The sequence below is a fragment of the Neisseria sp. 27098_8_112 genome (assembly GCF_041433235.1).
Taxonomy (GTDB): Bacteria; Pseudomonadota; Gammaproteobacteria; order Burkholderiales; family Neisseriaceae; genus Neisseria.
Genome location: NZ_JAPWBB010000003.1, coordinates 97,745 through 113,311 on the forward strand (window position 1 = coordinate 97,745; position 15,567 = coordinate 113,311).

25 protein-coding genes are annotated in these 15,567 nt (G+C 47.7%); 7 read left to right on the forward strand and 18 right to left on the reverse strand.

What is annotated here, in order from left to right; all coding sequences use genetic code 11:
* Nucleotides 1-20: 20 nt before the first annotated feature.
* Entirely contained in the window at nt 21-1,121 is a 1,101-nt protein-coding gene (locus tag O3682_RS03060) for a conjugal transfer protein (protein WP_371508337.1), read from the reverse strand.
* A 204-nt stretch (nt 1,122-1,325) separates the two neighbouring features.
* Between O3682_RS03060 and gloA the strand changes: the two genes are divergently transcribed.
* On the forward strand, nt 1,326-1,739 hold the full coding sequence (gene gloA / locus O3682_RS03065) for a lactoylglutathione lyase (RefSeq protein ID WP_295848185.1): 414 nt from the start codon (nt 1,326-1,328) through the stop codon (nt 1,737-1,739).
* A gap of 53 nt (nt 1,740-1,792) precedes the next feature.
* Here gloA and O3682_RS03070 read toward each other — a convergent pair whose 3' ends face one another.
* On the reverse strand, nt 1,793-2,542 hold the full coding sequence (locus O3682_RS03070) for a lysophospholipid acyltransferase family protein (RefSeq protein ID WP_371508338.1): 750 nt from the start codon (nt 2,540-2,542) through the stop codon (nt 1,793-1,795).
* A 56-nt stretch (nt 2,543-2,598) separates the two neighbouring features.
* Complete coding sequence (locus O3682_RS03075; protein ID WP_070625413.1) at nt 2,599-3,354, reverse strand: GNAT family N-acetyltransferase; 756 nt, start codon at nt 3,352-3,354, stop codon at nt 2,599-2,601.
* 178 nt (nt 3,355-3,532) lie between these two features.
* Here O3682_RS03075 and O3682_RS03080 point away from each other — a divergent pair, with 178 nt between their 5' ends.
* The 3 genes from O3682_RS03080 to O3682_RS03090 all read left to right on the forward strand — a co-directional run bounded on the left by O3682_RS03080 (nt 3,533) and on the right by O3682_RS03090 (nt 6,004).
* Complete coding sequence (locus O3682_RS03080; protein ID WP_371508339.1) at nt 3,533-4,465, forward strand: AEC family transporter; 933 nt, start codon at nt 3,533-3,535, stop codon at nt 4,463-4,465.
* 182 nt (nt 4,466-4,647) lie between these two features.
* On the forward strand, nt 4,648-5,121 hold the full coding sequence (dnrN, locus tag O3682_RS03085) for an iron-sulfur cluster repair protein DnrN (RefSeq protein WP_371508341.1): 474 nt from the start codon (nt 4,648-4,650) through the stop codon (nt 5,119-5,121).
* A gap of 157 nt (nt 5,122-5,278) precedes the next feature.
* Complete coding sequence (locus tag O3682_RS03090) at nt 5,279-6,004, forward strand: DUF8095 domain-containing protein (protein ID WP_371508343.1); 726 nt, start codon at nt 5,279-5,281, stop codon at nt 6,002-6,004.
* Nucleotides 6,005-6,045: 41 nt separating this feature from the next.
* Here O3682_RS03090 and O3682_RS03095 read toward each other — a convergent pair whose 3' ends face one another.
* The gene (locus O3682_RS03095) at nt 6,046-7,032 is read right to left on the reverse strand and encodes a tRNA dihydrouridine synthase (protein WP_371508345.1); all 987 of its coding nucleotides are present in this window, start codon (nt 7,030-7,032) and stop codon (nt 6,046-6,048) included.
* Nucleotides 7,033-7,167: 135 nt separating this feature from the next.
* On the opposite strand from O3682_RS03095, the gene O3682_RS03100 reads away from it, so the two are divergent.
* Nucleotides 7,168-8,355 carry a site-specific integrase gene (locus O3682_RS03100; RefSeq protein WP_371508346.1) on the forward strand — a complete coding sequence of 396 codons (1,188 nt, stop codon included), beginning with the start codon at nt 7,168-7,170 and terminating at the stop codon, nt 8,353-8,355.
* Nucleotides 8,356-8,400: 45 nt separating this feature from the next.
* On the opposite strand, the gene O3682_RS03105 is transcribed toward O3682_RS03100, so the two are convergent.
* The 12 genes from O3682_RS03105 to O3682_RS03160 all read right to left on the reverse strand — a co-directional run bounded on the left by O3682_RS03105 (nt 8,401) and on the right by O3682_RS03160 (nt 13,536).
* Nucleotides 8,401-8,715: a hypothetical protein gene (locus O3682_RS03105; RefSeq protein WP_371508348.1), complete on the reverse strand. Its 315-nt coding sequence runs from the start codon at nt 8,713-8,715 to the stop codon at nt 8,401-8,403.
* A gap of 40 nt (nt 8,716-8,755) precedes the next feature.
* Nucleotides 8,756-9,070, reverse strand: coding sequence for a pyocin activator PrtN family protein (locus O3682_RS03110; protein WP_371508350.1), 315 nt, complete (start codon nt 9,068-9,070; stop codon nt 8,756-8,758).
* Nucleotides 9,071-9,084: 14 nt separating this feature from the next.
* A complete protein-coding gene (locus O3682_RS03115; RefSeq protein WP_371508352.1) occupies nt 9,085-9,336 on the reverse strand; it encodes a flagellar protein required for flagellar formation in 252 nt (83 codons plus the stop codon).
* Entirely contained in the window at nt 9,333-10,037 is a 705-nt protein-coding gene (locus tag O3682_RS03120; protein WP_371508354.1) for a hypothetical protein, read from the reverse strand. The genes O3682_RS03115 and O3682_RS03120 overlap by 4 nt, the downstream gene beginning before the upstream one ends.
* Before the next feature lie 11 nt (nt 10,038-10,048).
* Complete coding sequence (locus O3682_RS03125) at nt 10,049-10,381, reverse strand: hypothetical protein (RefSeq protein WP_371508356.1); 333 nt, start codon at nt 10,379-10,381, stop codon at nt 10,049-10,051.
* Nucleotides 10,378-10,551: a hypothetical protein gene (locus tag O3682_RS03130; protein WP_371508358.1), complete on the reverse strand. Its 174-nt coding sequence runs from the start codon at nt 10,549-10,551 to the stop codon at nt 10,378-10,380. The genes O3682_RS03125 and O3682_RS03130 overlap by 4 nt, the downstream gene beginning before the upstream one ends.
* A 2-nt stretch (nt 10,552-10,553) precedes the next feature.
* Nucleotides 10,554-10,766 carry a hypothetical protein gene (locus O3682_RS03135; protein ID WP_371508360.1) on the reverse strand — a complete coding sequence of 71 codons (213 nt, stop codon included), beginning with the start codon at nt 10,764-10,766 and terminating at the stop codon, nt 10,554-10,556.
* A gap of 138 nt (nt 10,767-10,904) precedes the next feature.
* A complete protein-coding gene (locus O3682_RS03140; RefSeq protein WP_371508362.1) occupies nt 10,905-11,486 on the reverse strand; it encodes a hypothetical protein in 582 nt (193 codons plus the stop codon).
* Between the two features lie 111 nt (nt 11,487-11,597).
* Nucleotides 11,598-11,789 carry a hypothetical protein gene (locus tag O3682_RS03145; protein WP_070649557.1) on the reverse strand — a complete coding sequence of 64 codons (192 nt, stop codon included), beginning with the start codon at nt 11,787-11,789 and terminating at the stop codon, nt 11,598-11,600.
* A gap of 49 nt (nt 11,790-11,838) precedes the next feature.
* Nucleotides 11,839-12,696, reverse strand: a complete 858-nt coding sequence (locus O3682_RS03150) for a DUF2303 family protein (protein ID WP_371508364.1) — start codon at nt 12,694-12,696, stop codon at nt 11,839-11,841.
* A 58-nt stretch (nt 12,697-12,754) separates the two neighbouring features.
* Nucleotides 12,755-13,114 (reverse strand): YfdP family phage-associated protein, encoded by a 360-nt coding sequence (locus tag O3682_RS03155; RefSeq protein ID WP_371508366.1) that lies wholly within the window; start codon nt 13,112-13,114, stop codon nt 12,755-12,757.
* Nucleotides 13,115-13,338: 224 nt separating this feature from the next.
* Nucleotides 13,339-13,536: a hypothetical protein gene (locus O3682_RS03160; RefSeq protein WP_049351526.1), complete on the reverse strand. Its 198-nt coding sequence runs from the start codon at nt 13,534-13,536 to the stop codon at nt 13,339-13,341.
* 141 nt (nt 13,537-13,677) lie between these two features.
* Between O3682_RS03160 and O3682_RS03165 the strand changes: the two genes are divergently transcribed.
* Together O3682_RS03165 and O3682_RS03170 are read left to right on the forward strand one after the other, a co-directional pair.
* Nucleotides 13,678-13,809, forward strand: coding sequence for a hypothetical protein (locus O3682_RS03165; RefSeq protein ID WP_273620645.1), 132 nt, complete (start codon nt 13,678-13,680; stop codon nt 13,807-13,809).
* A gap of 9 nt (nt 13,810-13,818) precedes the next feature.
* A complete protein-coding gene (locus tag O3682_RS03170; protein WP_049351527.1) occupies nt 13,819-14,292 on the forward strand; it encodes a hypothetical protein in 474 nt (157 codons plus the stop codon).
* A 42-nt stretch (nt 14,293-14,334) separates the two neighbouring features.
* On the opposite strand, the gene O3682_RS03175 is transcribed toward O3682_RS03170, so the two are convergent.
* Both O3682_RS03175 and O3682_RS03180 read right to left on the reverse strand, forming a co-directional pair.
* A complete protein-coding gene (locus O3682_RS03175; RefSeq protein WP_371508369.1) occupies nt 14,335-14,619 on the reverse strand; it encodes a hypothetical protein in 285 nt (94 codons plus the stop codon).
* Nucleotides 14,620-14,811: 192 nt separating this feature from the next.
* A complete protein-coding gene (locus O3682_RS03180; RefSeq protein ID WP_223168787.1) occupies nt 14,812-15,513 on the reverse strand; it encodes a LexA family transcriptional regulator in 702 nt (233 codons plus the stop codon).
* Nucleotides 15,514-15,567: the final 54 nt, after the last annotated feature.

The window sequence follows — 15,567 nt, forward strand, 5'->3', positions numbered from 1 at the left end:
TGGCGTGTTGCATTTTCAATTTAGTTTACATTGCTGAAGAAAGGATTATGACCTTCCAGTTTCAACGCTTGGGCATAAGTAGGGATGTTCTCGTTTTCGCCCAATGGGTTGTGCAGCAGGTAGAGGTGCTCGATTCGGCATTCGGCCATCAGGTCGAGGAAGTTTTGCTGAACGATGGCGATATTGTCGGTTGAAGCCAGCTCCCAAGTGAAGGTCTGCGGAACGATTTCAAACGCGCTGTCTGTCGCGTTGAAGCTGAACTGGAGCTTACCGTCCGCTTTCGCTGCGGCAACAACGCCGACGCGCGGGCTTTGCATACGGATGGCGCGGATGGCGTTGGTGGCAAAAACGTCCATGGCCATGCGTTGGCGGGTGTGGCTGCCTTCGGTAAGCGCGTCAAGCGGTGTATTGGGCGAGAGCGGGTTGGTAAAGAGGGTAACGCCGTCAAGGGCGAGATGTTCTTGCCAAACCTGCATCAATGGCAGACCTGCCTGTTGCAGGTTGAGTCCCAAAGCCGTCTGAATGTCTTTGTTGCCGTAGCCCAGCGCGTAAACAACATGGACGGATTGACCTTCGGGCAGCGTCAATGGTTTGTATTCGAATTTTTGCAGGAATGCGCCTGCCGCTTCATCGCTTTGCTTGGCTTGGAACCACTCGCCTGGGGTAACGCTGCTCAAGTCGGTAGATTGGACGAGGTAAGGCAGCCATTGCGTGTTTTGCGTGAGGGCGCGCAGGTTGGGGTAGTTTTGCAGGCAGGCAAAAAGGGCTTCGGTCGGCAGCGTGAGCGGCAGGGTTTGTTCTTTTTTGCAACCGGAGACCAAAACGACAGGCAGGGCAAACCATTGGGCTTCGTTATCGTTTTCTGCCTTCAGGACTTCGCCCACGCTTTGAATCAGGCTGGTGTAAGTGCCGACATCGGGTGCCATGGTCATTGCCAATGAAAGGTTGATGTAATGGTTTTGGCTGAGCATGGTGCGGATTTCGGTTTGTAGTTGGCCAGCTGAAAGCTTGCGTGATGCGGAGGAGGAATTGTGCGCCAGCTGATAGGCATTGAGCAGAAGGTAGTTTTTGATAGGGCTCTGCGGATAAGGGCGGGTATCTGGAAGAACAAAGGTTTTCATGACGGTTTGAAGTGTTGTGTTGTAATTGTGGCGATTATAGCAATTTAGTCAGTCGGTGTGCTTGTTAATACATGAAATTCAAATGACGGCAGGGTGTGTGTTTCATTTTTATGCAGTTTCAGTGTCGGTATTTTGAGGCTGAAGAGGATGGTGCCCTATGTGTTATAATCCATGACCAAACATAATTCAGAAAGGAACAAAATCATGCGCTTGCTTCATACTATGCTGCGTGTCGGCAATCTCGAACGCTCTTTGGATTTTTATCAAAACGTATTGAACATGCAACTGCTGCGCCGCCGCGATTATCCTGAAGGCCGTTTTACTTTGGCTTTTGTCGGTTATGGCGATGAGGCGGACCATACTGTTTTGGAACTGACCCACAACTGGGATACCGAGTCTTACGACTTGGGCAATGCTTACGGCCACATCGCGATTGAAGTCGATGATGCTTACGCCGCGTGCGAACGTGTCAAAGAAATGGGCGGTAAAGTGGTACGCGAAGCCGGTCCGATGAAACACGGCACGACTGTGATTGCGTTTGTTGAAGATCCGGACGGCTACAAAATTGAATTTATTCAAAAGAAAAGCGGTAGCGATTCGGTGCAATATTCATCTTAATACATAAGATAATGGAAAAGGCCGTCTGAACATTCAGACGGCCTTTTGTTTGATCAGCCCAACTGTTCTTGCTTTTCGCTCAACAGGGCGTGTACTTGAAGCGCGGTAGCGTAGCGGTCTTCCCCTGCTTCAATCGGATCGAGGAAATGCAACTCGACTGTACTGGAAGGCTGGCTGATGACCATGCAGATAGATTGCCAGAGGCTGATGTCGCCGTAGTAGGCAGTGTGTGGATTGGGGCTGCTGCCGTCCGGATTCGGATAGCGGCAGAGTGCCGGAATAATCGGTACGCCTGCATCATAGGCCGTCTGAAAAAAGCTGGGTTTGAACGGCAGGATTTCACGGCCTTCGGTACTGGTGCCTTCGGGGAAAATGGTGACGGTATCGCCGTTTTTCAGTGCTTCGGTTACGCCGGCGATTTTGGCAGAATTGCCTTTGATGCCGCGGTTGCGCGAGACGTAAACCGTTTGCGCCTGCGTGGCGAGATAACCGACCACAGGCCATTTGGCTACATCGTCTTTAGCCACGAAACGGCCGGGGAAAGCGCCGTTGACCGCCATAATGTCCAACCATGAAATATGGTTGCTGATAAGCATTTGACCGCGGCCTTCTTGCGGCGGCGTGCCGAAAGTTTGCAGTTTCATACCGCAGGAAGCGAGCACGCGCAGCGACCATAATTGAATCGCGCGCAGTTTGCGTTTGCTGCTGTAAAAGGGAAATAGAAAAAACATTTCGGCCATGCCGTACAAAAGGCAGCCGGCAATGCAGAGAAGACGGAAGATAAAACGGATTTTGGCGGTCATTGTGTGTGTTTTTATAAAGATTAGGCAGGCCGTCTGAAGTTTCAGACGGCCTTTTATTATGAATCGGTTTTAGGGGCAAAACGCTGCAAGTAGCGGTCGGAAAGGTGGTTGATGTCCATCATGATCAGCACATCCGCGCAGTTGAACGCTTCATCGACGCAAGGCTCGCCGCAGAACCACGCGCCTGCTTTGAGATAGCCTTTGATCAGGGCAGGTACAGGCGGATTTTCAGACGGCGTGATGCTGTCCCATTTGAGCGGATTGAGCGGTTTGACACGCCATTGTTCCGGTGCGAGGTATTTGTCTTTTAAAGCATGATACAGGCCGGCCGCATCGTTGCCGCCGTCGCGCATTTCGATACTGCCGCAACCAATCATAAAGCGCAGGTTTTCGTCTTTCATGAATTTGACCAAACCGGTCCACAACAGCATGACCAAGCCGCCGTTGCGGTAGTCCGGGTGGGTGCAGGCGCGGCCGAGTTCGACGGTTTGTGGCAAGATGTCTTTTAAAGGCTCAAGGTCGAATTCATGCTCGCTGTACCAGCCGCCGACTTTTTTTGCGGTTTCCTCGGTAATCAGGCGGTAGCAGCCGATTACCTCGCCGGTTGCATCGTCGAAGGCGAGCAGGTGGTGGCAATGTTCATCATAAGGATCGACATCTCGGCCGTCATCGCTTTCGATTTCCGCACCCAATTCTTGGGCAAAAACTTGATAGCGCAATCTTTGGGCGGCTTCGATTTCAGCTTGGGTTTCTGCAAGGCGTACGCTCAGGCCGATTTTGGGGCCCGTTTGATTGAAACGGCTGGGGGACATGATGTTTCCTGTTTGAAGAAAATGGCTGATTATAGCGGATATACGGACAGATTTATATTGATTTGCTTTGCGGTAGGGCAAATTATGTCGGGTTGTTGGAAAAAGGCTTCAGGCCGTCTGAATTTGGCATGCCAAGCGGTAGAAGCGTAAAATCAACGTTTTTGCCGCTTTTTTTATTATGGAAACCTCTTTCCTGCTTGCCGGAAAAATTACCGAGCTGACGCTGATTGTTTTGATGGGCGTGGCCTTGGTGAAGGCAGGGCTGTTGAAATCGGAAAACAGCTACACGCTCTCCGTTATCGCGCTTTACCTGATCAGCCCGTCCGTCATGATTCACGCTTTTCAGATGGACAATACGCCGCAGATTATCGAAGGGTTGAAGCTTTCCGTCATGCTGGCGGTGTTTTTCCATGTGGTATTGATTGTTTTGGGCAGGTTGTTTAAACACTTGTTCAAACTCGATGCGCTTGAACACGCGGCGACGGTGTACAGTAATTCGGGCAACCTGATTATCCCTTTGGTAATGTCGGTCTTTGGTGCGGAATGGGTGATTTATACCAGCGGTTTTATCATGGTGCAGACGTTTTTGTTTTGGACGCATCTGCGCCTGTTGATTTGCGGCCGAGGTAATGTGGCTTGGAAAACCATTTTTACCAATATCAACATCTTATCCATGCTGGTCGGGCTGCTGATGTTTACCTTTCAAATCAAGCTGCCGCACATTATCGATAATACTTTGGCGACAGTGGGCGGAATGATTGGCCCGGTTGCCATGTTGGTGGCGGGTATGCTTTTGGCTTCCTTGCCGCTACGCTCGATTATGTGGACGCCGAGGCTTTATCTCGTTGCTTTTTTAAGGCTGATTTTGATTCCGATAATATTGCTTTTTGCCGTCAAAGCCTGCGGTTTTGCCCATCATGATGCGTATACGGATACGGTTGTTTTAATCAGCTTTTTGGCAACGACGTCGCCTGCCGCCGCGACAGTTACCCAAATGGCGGTTGTTTACGGCAAAAATGCCCAAAAAGCCAGCGCGATTTATGGGCTGACGACCTTGCTTTGTGTGGTAACCATGCCGGTAATGATTGCGTTATATCGTTGGATTATTTAAGAAAAGGGCAGGCCGTCTGAAACTTTGACTTTATGTTTCAGACGGCCTGTTTGGTATTTTAATTTTGAAAATAACTTTTATTATCAATTAATTAAGCAATTAAAAAACTATACAAAGCCGTTTACAGCGTGTATCCTTATGTCTAACATTCATCCAATATCAATCTTTAAAGGAACACAGCCATGACCGACTTTACCCTTTGGAAAACTGCACCTTTCAATTCTACGATTGACTATATCCTGCAACGTTACCACAATGTCCACCGCGCCCAGTTTGAAGAGTTGGTTCCGCTGGCGCAAAAAGTGGCGCAGGTTCATGCCGATACTTTCCCTGCCGAAGTAGCCGATTTGTTGGCCTATATGCAAAACGAGCTGTTGATGCACATGATGAAAGAGGAACGCATGTTGTTCCCAATGATTAATCAGGGCGTGGGTCGTGGCGCGGCAATGCCCATCAGCGTGATGATGCACGAGCATGAAGAACACGACCAAGCCATCGCGCGTCTGGAAGAATTGACCAATAATTTTGAGCTTCCCGAAGGCGCTTGCGGCAGCTGGACCCGTTTGTACACTTTGGCCAAAGAGATGGTGGATGATTTGAAAGACCATATCCATTTGGAAAATGAGATTTTGTTCCACCGCGTTTTGGCTTCTTAAAATTTGAGCTTAATCAAGGCCGTCTGAATGTTCAGACGGCCTGTTCTTTAATCTCTTGCTAATTTAGTGCAATGGTTCTAAAATTTTAATAAAGAAACAAAATTAGGCAGTAAAGGCACACATCCGTTCTTTTGTTTACTTGAGAAGGAGTTTATGAATGAAACATTCTAAAGTTTTACTATCGGGTATTCTGTTTGTTGCTCTGACTGCGTGCGCCCAAACGACGGACGGCAGCTGGAGCGCCCTGCAGGATACGAAAACAGGCGTGCAGTCGCGCCCTTATTATGAATTTGGCAATGTGGTTCAGAAGATTTCTTTTAAGAAAACCGGTAATCCGGAAAATGGTCTGAAAAAGCCTGTCTTGACTGTGTATCGTCAGGGCAAGCTGTTGGGCGAAGCATATAATTTGGAAGCCTCTCATGGCAGCCCCTTGTTGCCAACCCTGTTTCTGGTAAACGGCAAGTCATTAAATATCAATGACGGCAACGATAAAAAACAATTGGCTTCTGCGAAGAGAATCGATTTTTACGATTTCGGCCACGGCCGTATCGGCCATGCAGTCTTTACCGCGCCTAACGGCATCTGTCAGGATATGAAACACGGCAAAGGCGTTTCCTACAAGCTGGTTACCAACTATGTTAATTTTCCGGATTATCCTTCACCTGAAAATATCTTGATTATTACTGCGCAAGGCAAATATGAGCAAGACGGGTTTATATTGGATTCCACTGAGTCAAGAGTGACCAGTGCCAATAAAGAGTTTGCCAGAAAATATGGTGAAGCCCTGAAATCTAAGAATGGCCCTGAGACCAGACAGGTGAATATGGCTAATGCAGCCAGTGCGGAAAAAGGCAGGCTGTTGGCTGATTATGTATGTAGGTGATGAAATCAAAGGCCGTCTGAAATTCAGACGGCCTTTTTGAATCATGAATGCATCTCTTGTTCAAACGACAGCAGAATCTGTTTCACTTCATCCGCTTCTTTGACGGCGCGGATGCGGTCGAACAATACCTGCGCCTGTTCAAACTCTTTTTTCATCATGCCCAGCCATTGTTTCAAACGGGCAACCGGATATTTGTTGTTGGCTTCTTTAGCAAGGCACAAGTCGAAGAATTGGACTATCCATGAGGCGACTTCGGCAAAGTCGGTATCTTTGACTGTTTCGACGTTTTCATATTGCTTGATTTGCCGCGCTAAGTCGGGACGGATCACCGCGCCGCGCCCGAGCATCACGCTGTCGCAGCCGCTGACGCTTTTAATGTCTAGATAGTCTTGAAGGCTGAACACATCGCCGTTGGCAGTAACGGGAATACTGACTGCATAGCGGATTTTGCGCACCCATTCCCAATGTGCCGGCGGTTCGTAGCCTTCGACTTTGGTGCGCGCATGGACGGTTAACGCGCATGCGCCGCCGTTTTCAATCGCAGAAGCGCATTCCAATGCCAGACTTTTGTCTTCATAACCGAGCCGCATCTTGGCAGTCAGCGGAATGTGTTGCGGAAGGCGCTGGCGCAGAGTGTGAACGATGTGGTAAATCAAGTCCGGCTCTTTGAGCAAGACCGCACCGCCTTTGTGTTTGTTGACCGTCGGCGCGGGGCAGCCGAAGTTGAGGTCGATTTTGTCCGCACCGAAACGCACGGCTTCCAAAGCATTGACGGCCATGTTTTCTGCATCGCTGCCCAAAAGTTGGACAGTACAGGGCGTGCCGGCCGGCGTGTGGTTGGCATGGGCGATTTCGGGAACATATTTAAGCCAAGTGGCGCGTGAGTGGACCGTGTGTGTAATGCGGACAAATTCGCTGACGCATTCGTCAAATCCGCCAATACGCGTCAACAGGTCGCGCATCACATCGTCCACCAGCCCCTGCATGGGGGCTAGTATTAATCTAGTATTTTCTTTTAAATTAGTCATTTATCTGTTTTGTAATAATTTTTATAAAATTCTCTTTTGTATTTTATCTGTTTTTATCCGCTTATTTTGTGCTTTATCTGTTCTTTTGTTGTACCATAGTTGCACCATTAAATATTTATTCCGCATGGTGCAAAAATGGCTACTATAACCAAAAGAACCAATCCGTCGGGGGCTGTTGTTTACAGGGCGCAGGTGCGTGTGAAAAGGGAGGGCTATCCTCCGTATTCCGAAAGCCGGACTTTTTCCAAAAAATCTCTTGCGACTGAGTGGGCAAAGCGTCGTGAATTTGAGATTGAGACAAATCCGGACCTACTTTTTAACGATGGCAAGCGTGAATTATGCCCTACGCTCAGGGAGGCTGCAAAGAGGTATGTTGATGAAGTTCGGACGAATTACAGTGAGACGAAGCTTGGGGTTATCAATTTTATTTTAAATTTTGATATAGCCAATAAGCGGCTGGATAGGTTAACGCGTGCTGATTACTCTGCTTTTGCCTTTGCCCGGCAGAAGGGTTGCCCTGAGCTTGGTATCAAGCCGGTGGTTGCCTCTACGATCAACGGCGATTTGCAGTATATGCGCTCGATCATTAAGCACGCGCATTTCGTTTGGGGGCTTGATGTATCATGGGCTGAGCTTGATGTTGCGATGGAGGGTTTGCGCAGGGCGCGTGTCATTGGTAAGGCACGCCGGCGTGATCGTTTGCCTGATAACGATGAGCTTTTGAAATTAACGGTGTATTTCTTGAGGGCGTGGCGGCGCGTGGTTGTAAATCCGAAACGTCTGCCGATGCACTTGATTATGTGGTTTGCGATTTATTCCTGCCGCCGTCTTGATGAGATTGCCCGATTGCGCTGGTCTGATTTTGATGAGACAAACCGTCTTTGGCTTGTGCGAGATTTGAAAAATCCAAGAGGGAGCAAGGGTAACGATAAGGCTTTTATGGTATCGGATGAGGCAATGGCTGTGATTAATTTGATGCGCTCTCCTGAGATTGCGCGGCAAATGAATGTGCAGAATGGCGATTTGTTGCTTGGTGGTTATAAGGGCAGGAGTGTCGGCTCTTTGTGGCAGCGTGCGTGTCGTGAGCTGAAGATTGATGATCTGCGGTTTCATGATTTGCGTCATGAGGGGGCAACAAGATTGGCTGAGAAGGGTTTGTCGATTCCGGTGATGCAGCAGTTCACGCTCCATGGAGATTGGGAGAGTATGAGGCGATATACTAATCTTCGGGCAAGGCCTCCGGTGCTAGAGATGATGGATGCTCTGCAAGAGGCTGATGGGATTATTAGGGCTGAGCAGCCTGATCGCTCTTTTTTCGCCTGAAAGGAAAGGCCGTCTGAAATTCAGACGGCCTTTATTAGGCATATATTACTTGTTTTGGTTTAATACTGCTGCTTTAAATTCCGGATGAAATTCTAATGTGTCTGCTTCTTGGTCAATAATCTTATTATCTGGGGAAAGTAGGGTTTCGAGTACAGTCATTAGCCATTGTATGTCGCAGCTTTCATGTAATTCGACAATTTTATCTAGTACCTTGGCTTTATCGTCATCTTCCAAAAACTCAAAGTCTCCGTCATCATTAATTGGCTTTAATGGGTTGAGTTCGTAGCTTACCGTATTTAATATATTTATTAAATTCCATACGGCCTGTAAGTCTTTCTCTTCTGGTTTTGCAATCTTCATTTTTTAATCCTTTAAATTGGTTGGTGAATTGATTGGCATTTTAATTTCGTACTCTTGCCCATTCGTCTTTTGCCTTGCTTTCGATTTGGTCTAGCCATTCAGCAAGGGCTGACACACTTACAAACTTGGGGCTTTTCTTGTTGCCATCTGCTGAAATTACCGGCCATGGCAAGCTTTGCGCATTTGCTTTCCGGCGTGCTACTTCAGGGCTGAGGTTCAAATATTCTTTTGCTACGGTTTCCAGTGGAATATGAGTGTTGCCGTGTATCAGCATTAATCTAGTTTCTGTTGGCATTTTTGACATTTTCTCGGTCCTTATTTGTTTTGCCGTCGGCCTTGTTGCTACTGTTTGCATTTTGGTTCCTTTGCTTATTTGAGGCGGTGACGGACGCCGCCTTCCAGTTCGCGCCGCTGTTCTGCCGTGTGGCCGTTGATGCTGTACACGCTGTCAGTGCCGAAGCTTTCCGCCGCCCGCATCTCCAGTGCTACGGTGTTGAGGATGTTGCTGCTGATTTTGCTGACGGCTTGGGCGGTATTTGCGTCGATTTTTCCGTCTTTGAGTTTTTCGAGGGTGTCGAAGAGGCTTTCCCTTAATTGTTCGGTTACGCTTTTGCAGGTCATTTGTTCCTCCGGCTTCTGTTTTTGCAAATGGTGCTTTTGAGTTTGTCGTTGGCTTTGACGGTTTCTTTCAGCTCGTCGGGTATGGAGAGAAGCTCGGGATAGGCGGTCAGCATCTCGATTTTTTCTTTGAGTTTTTCTATCGGGTAGAGGTATTCGCTCCATGCTTTGCCGCTGCCGTGCAGCACGTCTTCTAAAATCTCGATCTTCCTGTGGTTGATGAGGGCGAGGCTGGGGATGATGAATACATGTCGGTACGCGTTTTTATCTTTAATATCTGCGGTTTGGTCGGCTTTTGCAAAGATGACGAAGATGTCGGTTTCCAATTTGTTGTCGCAACGCAACCTGATTTTCCGCTGCTGGCCGCGCCCGCTTTCGCTCAAGGCGGTGGTTTTGATGTCGATTTTCGCGCCGTTAAGCAGGAAGTCGTAGCGCGGCATATTTTTACGTATGGCTAGGTTGGCGTTGACGGCATCGGGGAATATGTCTTGGAAGATTTCTTCGCCTACACGGCCGGTCTCCCCAGCCTTGCTGTTGACGATGGCCGCTTCCGTGATGCGTAACACGCCGCTGTGCCGGGCAATCATCGTCGCTTGGATAATGTCTATTCCTGCGGCGTGGGCGGCGGCGCGGATGTTGGCTTGTTCGTATGCCGCCAAAAAGGTTGTAACTTGCGCGTCGGTTGCGCCGAAGTTGCTGATCATTTTGGTTTCCTTTAATGTTGATGCCGTCCTCTCAACGGCTCGGACGTTTTAGGCATATCGGATGAATGGGTTTCAAGTTCGGCCTGCTCATCTACCCATTTTTTCAACTCTGACCATGTTTTAAACTTTGTCACACGGCCTTTTATTAGTCTGTTGAGTTTGCTCAAGAGATAAAATAAAAAAATCAAACCAGTGATAAAAGTCCAAAATATCGAATCTGCCCAATGGCTAATATATAAGCAGAACCCAATCACTAATCCTGTTGAAACATCTTTTATTATGCTTTCCAGCAGACTTTCGCTTGCGTTGTATGCAATGATGTTCTTGTCTCTGATTTCAATCATTTTGTTTCTCCAAAGTATTCTTTTAATTTTTTGTACAAATCATTAGCGTGGTCGATGCTCATAAAAATATCATCTTGCCCGATAATAATATCCACGAATCCTTGTTCTTGGTTTACTGCGATTTGCACTGGTACACTCTCAGTCCATTGGGATAAGTCTATATTTGCCATTTTTAATTTCCTTTGTTTTTGTTTGTCCTTAGTAATTCGGCATTATTTGCCGCTTCCTCGAAAGTCTTGTATTCAGCAATTTTTTTTGATTTACGCTTAAAGTGTGAGCCATTTGACCAACGCTTATGGTCATAAGACGTCCCTGTGTATTCGATGACCAGCCATGTGTTTTTTGGGCTTCGTTTTACGGCGATATTTGGATGTTGGCGGCTCATGTCTTTCTCCTTGTTAGTGCGGCCAGTGTCCGCCGTGCCAGTCGTCATTGTTTTTGGTTGTTTGCATTTTTATGTAGTAGATGATTGAGCAGGCGATTAATCCTGCTGAAAAACAAATTAACAAAAGTGCGAAATATTTCATTGTGTGGCCTCCAGTCTTTTCCTTTTGCGTTGACGGTGTGCTTCTTGGTTTAGAATTGGCTCTGATTCTTTCAGTGCGGCAATGTAATGCTGCCAGCTTGCAATTTTGAGGAGCCATTTGAAATCTGATATTGACTGCTCAATGTGTTTGATCTCATCTCCAGTCAAAATAAATTTGTTGGTTTTCTTTTCGCGCGTTGCGATCCCCTCTAAAACGTCTGTTGTGCTGTCGATCGCGATGTCGAGTAGGATAGACAGGCGAAGTTTAAATTGCATATGGTCGTCAGAATTATCGAAATTGACTTTGGCGCGTTTCATCACTTCCAGTAGGGCAACATACAAGTAATGGCATTCGCACATTTGGAAGAAATTTTGACCTGTTGCTTTCCCGGATTTGACTAGATCAAGAAAATTTGTGTATCCGGTTAATACGGCATTGATTGTTTCTTCCGATAGTGGCCTGTTGCTTGTTGCGTGTGCTACAAGTTGTATCGGGTTTACACTTGATTGCCGGGCGGTATCAATTAAGTACAGACGTTTTTTGCAATATTTTTTCCGTGGTCGTTTGTTGGTTGCCATGGTTTTATTTCCGTGGTGTGCCGTCTATCCATTTGCGGAATCGGATTCCGGTGATGCGTTCGACGGCTATTTGTACGATGATTAGGACTAAGACTAATATTGCCGGCATGGTTATTTCGGGTCTGTTGGTTCGAGAACGAGACCGCCTCCGATTAGTTCGGGATTCTTATCAAAATCGATAAAACCGCAGCCTTCCTGTGGGCATTCGATGTTGACGGTAATTGTTTCTTTGGCTGTCGCTTTGCCGGTCATGTAGCCTGCTGTTGCTATTAATATGGCAATTAAGATGTAGCGGATTTTCATTTTTTACCCTTTATGTGGCCGTCTGAAATTCAGACGGCCTTTTGTTTGTTTAGTCGGGTCGTCCGAAGTAGATATCTACATCGGCGAGGGATTTTTGAATTTCTTCGGCAATGTCTTTTGCCGCCTGTTCGATGACTACGTCAATTTGTTGCAGTTCGTACCATAAACACAATGCGCCGGTATTCTTTTCGATGCGGAATTTCAATAATGCTTCGACAAAATATGGCTCGCCGCCTTGGTATGGTGTGAAGCTGATGCCAAAACGCTCGAACATCTTGAGATTTTTCTCAGTGGCAGCATCATCTTTGCTTGTGAAAGTAAAATTGATACGGCCATCTTGTTCGCGGTAGCCTTGTTTGAATGTTGTCGTTTCGGTGTATTCAAGATTCAGCGCGAAATCTAAAACTTCGGCGGCTGTTGGATACACTGCCTCCGGTTTGGCCGGATTTTTAGAAACGATGTTGCGGGCATTGTTGGTCAGGAAATGGGCAAATTCCGCTTGATTCATTTTATGGACATTGTTTTTGAGCCAGTTTTCTGCCGATGTCGTCTGAACCGGACGGAAAAATGCAACAAAATCGCTCCAGTCTGCTTGCGTAGCTGTGTGACCGTTAATGATTGCGATGATGTTGATTTTTCCTGCTTTGTAGTCGGCATCGATAAAAATCTGTGTACCTTCCTGTTTGTGTTTTGTGACAAACTTGATGAGGCTTTTTGCGTCGTGAAATTCTGGGTTGCCTGTTTTATGTAAGGGCTTATCAAGCAGGGTTTCGTCTTTTGCATAGGCCCAATCAGTATCATTACCGCAAGGATTGGCGATGATAGGCATGCCATTTGGAGCGGTGATAATAAAAGGCTTCTGAGCGGCTTTCATTGCGGTTTGAATCATGTTTTCTTGAGTTTCCATTTTTGGATTCCTTTAATGTTGATGCGGGTTATTCCGCGGGTTCTAGATTTGCTGATTGTTAAGAGGTTTTGACCATTTTCAGCGATGAAGCTGGATCTTCGACGGATTTCAGTTTCAGGGTGCCTTGCGCCGGATCGTCGGCTTGAATGTTGCCGTCAGGTGTCGCGAATACGATGCCGCCTTCGCGTTTTTCTTTTGGCAGTTTGGTTGTCACGTCGTGAGCAATTTTTACTGTGCCGTGGCTGATGTTCTGCGGCGTGATTTTCAGTTTCACCGTCACTTCGGCTTGCTTGCCGTGAGCAAGGCAGGCGCGGACGGCTTCGGACATTGCCTCGCCGAGTTCTCGGTCTAACCATCCGCCGTTTACGGTTGGGATTTGTTTAGATGCGGCAACGAATTTCTTTTCTTTGGTTTCCATTTCAGGTTTCCTTTTGGTTACTTAGGGATATTTCCGCCAGTAGGCGGGTTTCAAAATTTCGGGCATGCGATGCGATCTTCCACTTCCTGTTGTGTTTGTTCGGCATTCCATGCCTGCGGCGCGGTGTTCGCGGGTTGTGCCTCGCATCCGCCGTATGCGGCAATGATGAGTAGGGATGTTGAAAACAGGAGCTAGTTAAAAATCTTTGCCATTTCCCCGCCCCTTTAGTCGAGTGCGCGTACCGATTCGCCGATATAGGCTTGCGGCCAGCTTTGGCGGATGATTTCCAGCGCGTCCGCCTTGTTGTCGGTTTGAATGTGGTTTCGGAGAATGGTGCACCGTCCATCTTCTGTTTCGGCGATGGAGGCGATTTCGACGTCTTCGCCTCCGTGGCACGGCAGCATGACCGGGTAGGTTTTCATGGGTGTTTTCCTTTACTGTCGGCCTGCCGCATGGCAGGGGTTTCAAATTTTTGCCGTCCTTGCAACGGCTTGGCGTTTAACGCACGCTTGCGTCGTGGTAAGATACGAGTACCAATCAACCCCACCACAAAGAGGTGAAATATGTCTAACCAATCATCCCGTCCGCCAAGCGGCACTACTCACAACCAGCCTGCCGATTCCAGCCGTGCCAGCGTGCCGTCCAGGCCTACCCCGGTAAGCGTTCAGCCGCCCGGCGGAGGGAAGGGAAAATAAGGATTTCCAATGTCTGAATTTGATACCGTAGTAACCCGCCGGCAGGAATTGGCCGATATCGTGGCTTATTCCTTTTTCTTGCACCGCCTCGCCTACCGTTGGTATTCGCGGATTGACAAGCTGATCGCGTTTCTGCTGCTGCTGTCGGCAATGGCGGTGGTGTCTTCGCTGCTTCCGCCCCTGCTGCTGGGCTTTTCGGTATCGTTTCTTACGGCTTGGCAGTTGGTTTATACGCCCGGCGAAAAGGCCGCCGCCGCCAAGGTTTCGATGACCGAATACGGCAACCTGCTGAATAATTTTTCCACCCTGACCGATGAGGAACTGGAGGCGGCGGCTGCTCGCCTGAGCCCTGCCGATTCCCATCCGCCTGCCTGTCTGCACAATCCCGCACAACTGGCGGCCTATATCAAACTAAATGTCGATTCGGCGGATTTGCCGAAGCTGACGCGCGTCGAAAAACTGGCCGCCTGTTTTTGCGGGTAGCCGTTTCGTTCCGGCTGCCGCCCCTTTCGGGGGCGGGGTGTCTTATGCCTGTGCTTCTTTCCAGCATTTGATGCGGCTTCTTGCCGTTTCCAATGCGGCGGCTTCTGCCTTTTGTCTTGAGTGGCCGAAATAGACGACCAAGTCGGAAGCCTGCTGCCTAAATTTTTCTTTCACAAACGCCTTAAACTCTTTCAGGTCTTTTCTGGTCTGTTCGGCTGTTTCTTTGATAAACCAGCCGCCGGCCACCATTACTTTTTCGCGCGGGGCGTTTGCTTTGCAGGTGTTTAATTCGGCATTCAGTATTTGCAGGGTGCTTTTCGTTTTCATTTTTTGATTCCTTGGTGTTTCGTTTTGATGGAATCAATATTAGCGTAACGCTAACATATAAGCAATAGCGTAACGCGTATTATTTTATAGCGTTTTGATTTACAAGATAATATTTTTTAGCGTTTTGCAAAAAAAAAGTATAAAAAAGAGGCTACCTGAAATTTCAGGTAGCCTTTATTGAGAGAAATGGCGTTATCGAAATTGTTTAAAACCCCAGCTCCCCTTTATTTTCCCAATAATATGAATATTATCCGCATCTTCCGGGCGAACTTCTTCATCGCGGTATTTGGGGTTATCGCTTATTATCAGCAAAACCCCGGTTGAGGTCATTTGCAGGCGTTTGGCTCTTCTGCCCGCTGGAGTATGGATAACATAAAGCCCATCTCCATCAAAATAATCAATCCCGGTATCTACAAATAGGATTTCATCGGACTCTATTGTGCCACTCATCGAATCGCCTGTGCCAGTAATGATGTGGATGCGTGATATTGCGCCGCCAAAATGTGTTTTTGCCCATGATTCAGCTACGGCCACAAAATCGACAATCTCAACCGGTGTATCGTCTAATGTTCCTACACCCATTGTGGCCTTAACATTTAACACACTGAATTTAATATATCCTTCCGGCACAATATAGCCATCACCTAACATCATTACGCTATCCAACGGCTGATCAAACCATGCGCGCGGTTTGCCGGTGGCAATTTCTATCTCGCGCGCTGTTTCAGACTTGAGCGAGCGCGGCTTGCCGGTTCGAGAATCAGGGGAGGCATTCAGCCATTGGCTAATTTGAGAGGCTGATTTGTTGATGGCTTCGCTCAATTTGCCTTGTCCGCCGTATTCGTCAATTAGCATTTGCAGGCGTTGGCGGTAGGTTTCTTCGATAGTTTTCATAAATTTTCCCTTTCTGATGTTGTATTTTAGCAATTTGCTAAATTTATACTATAC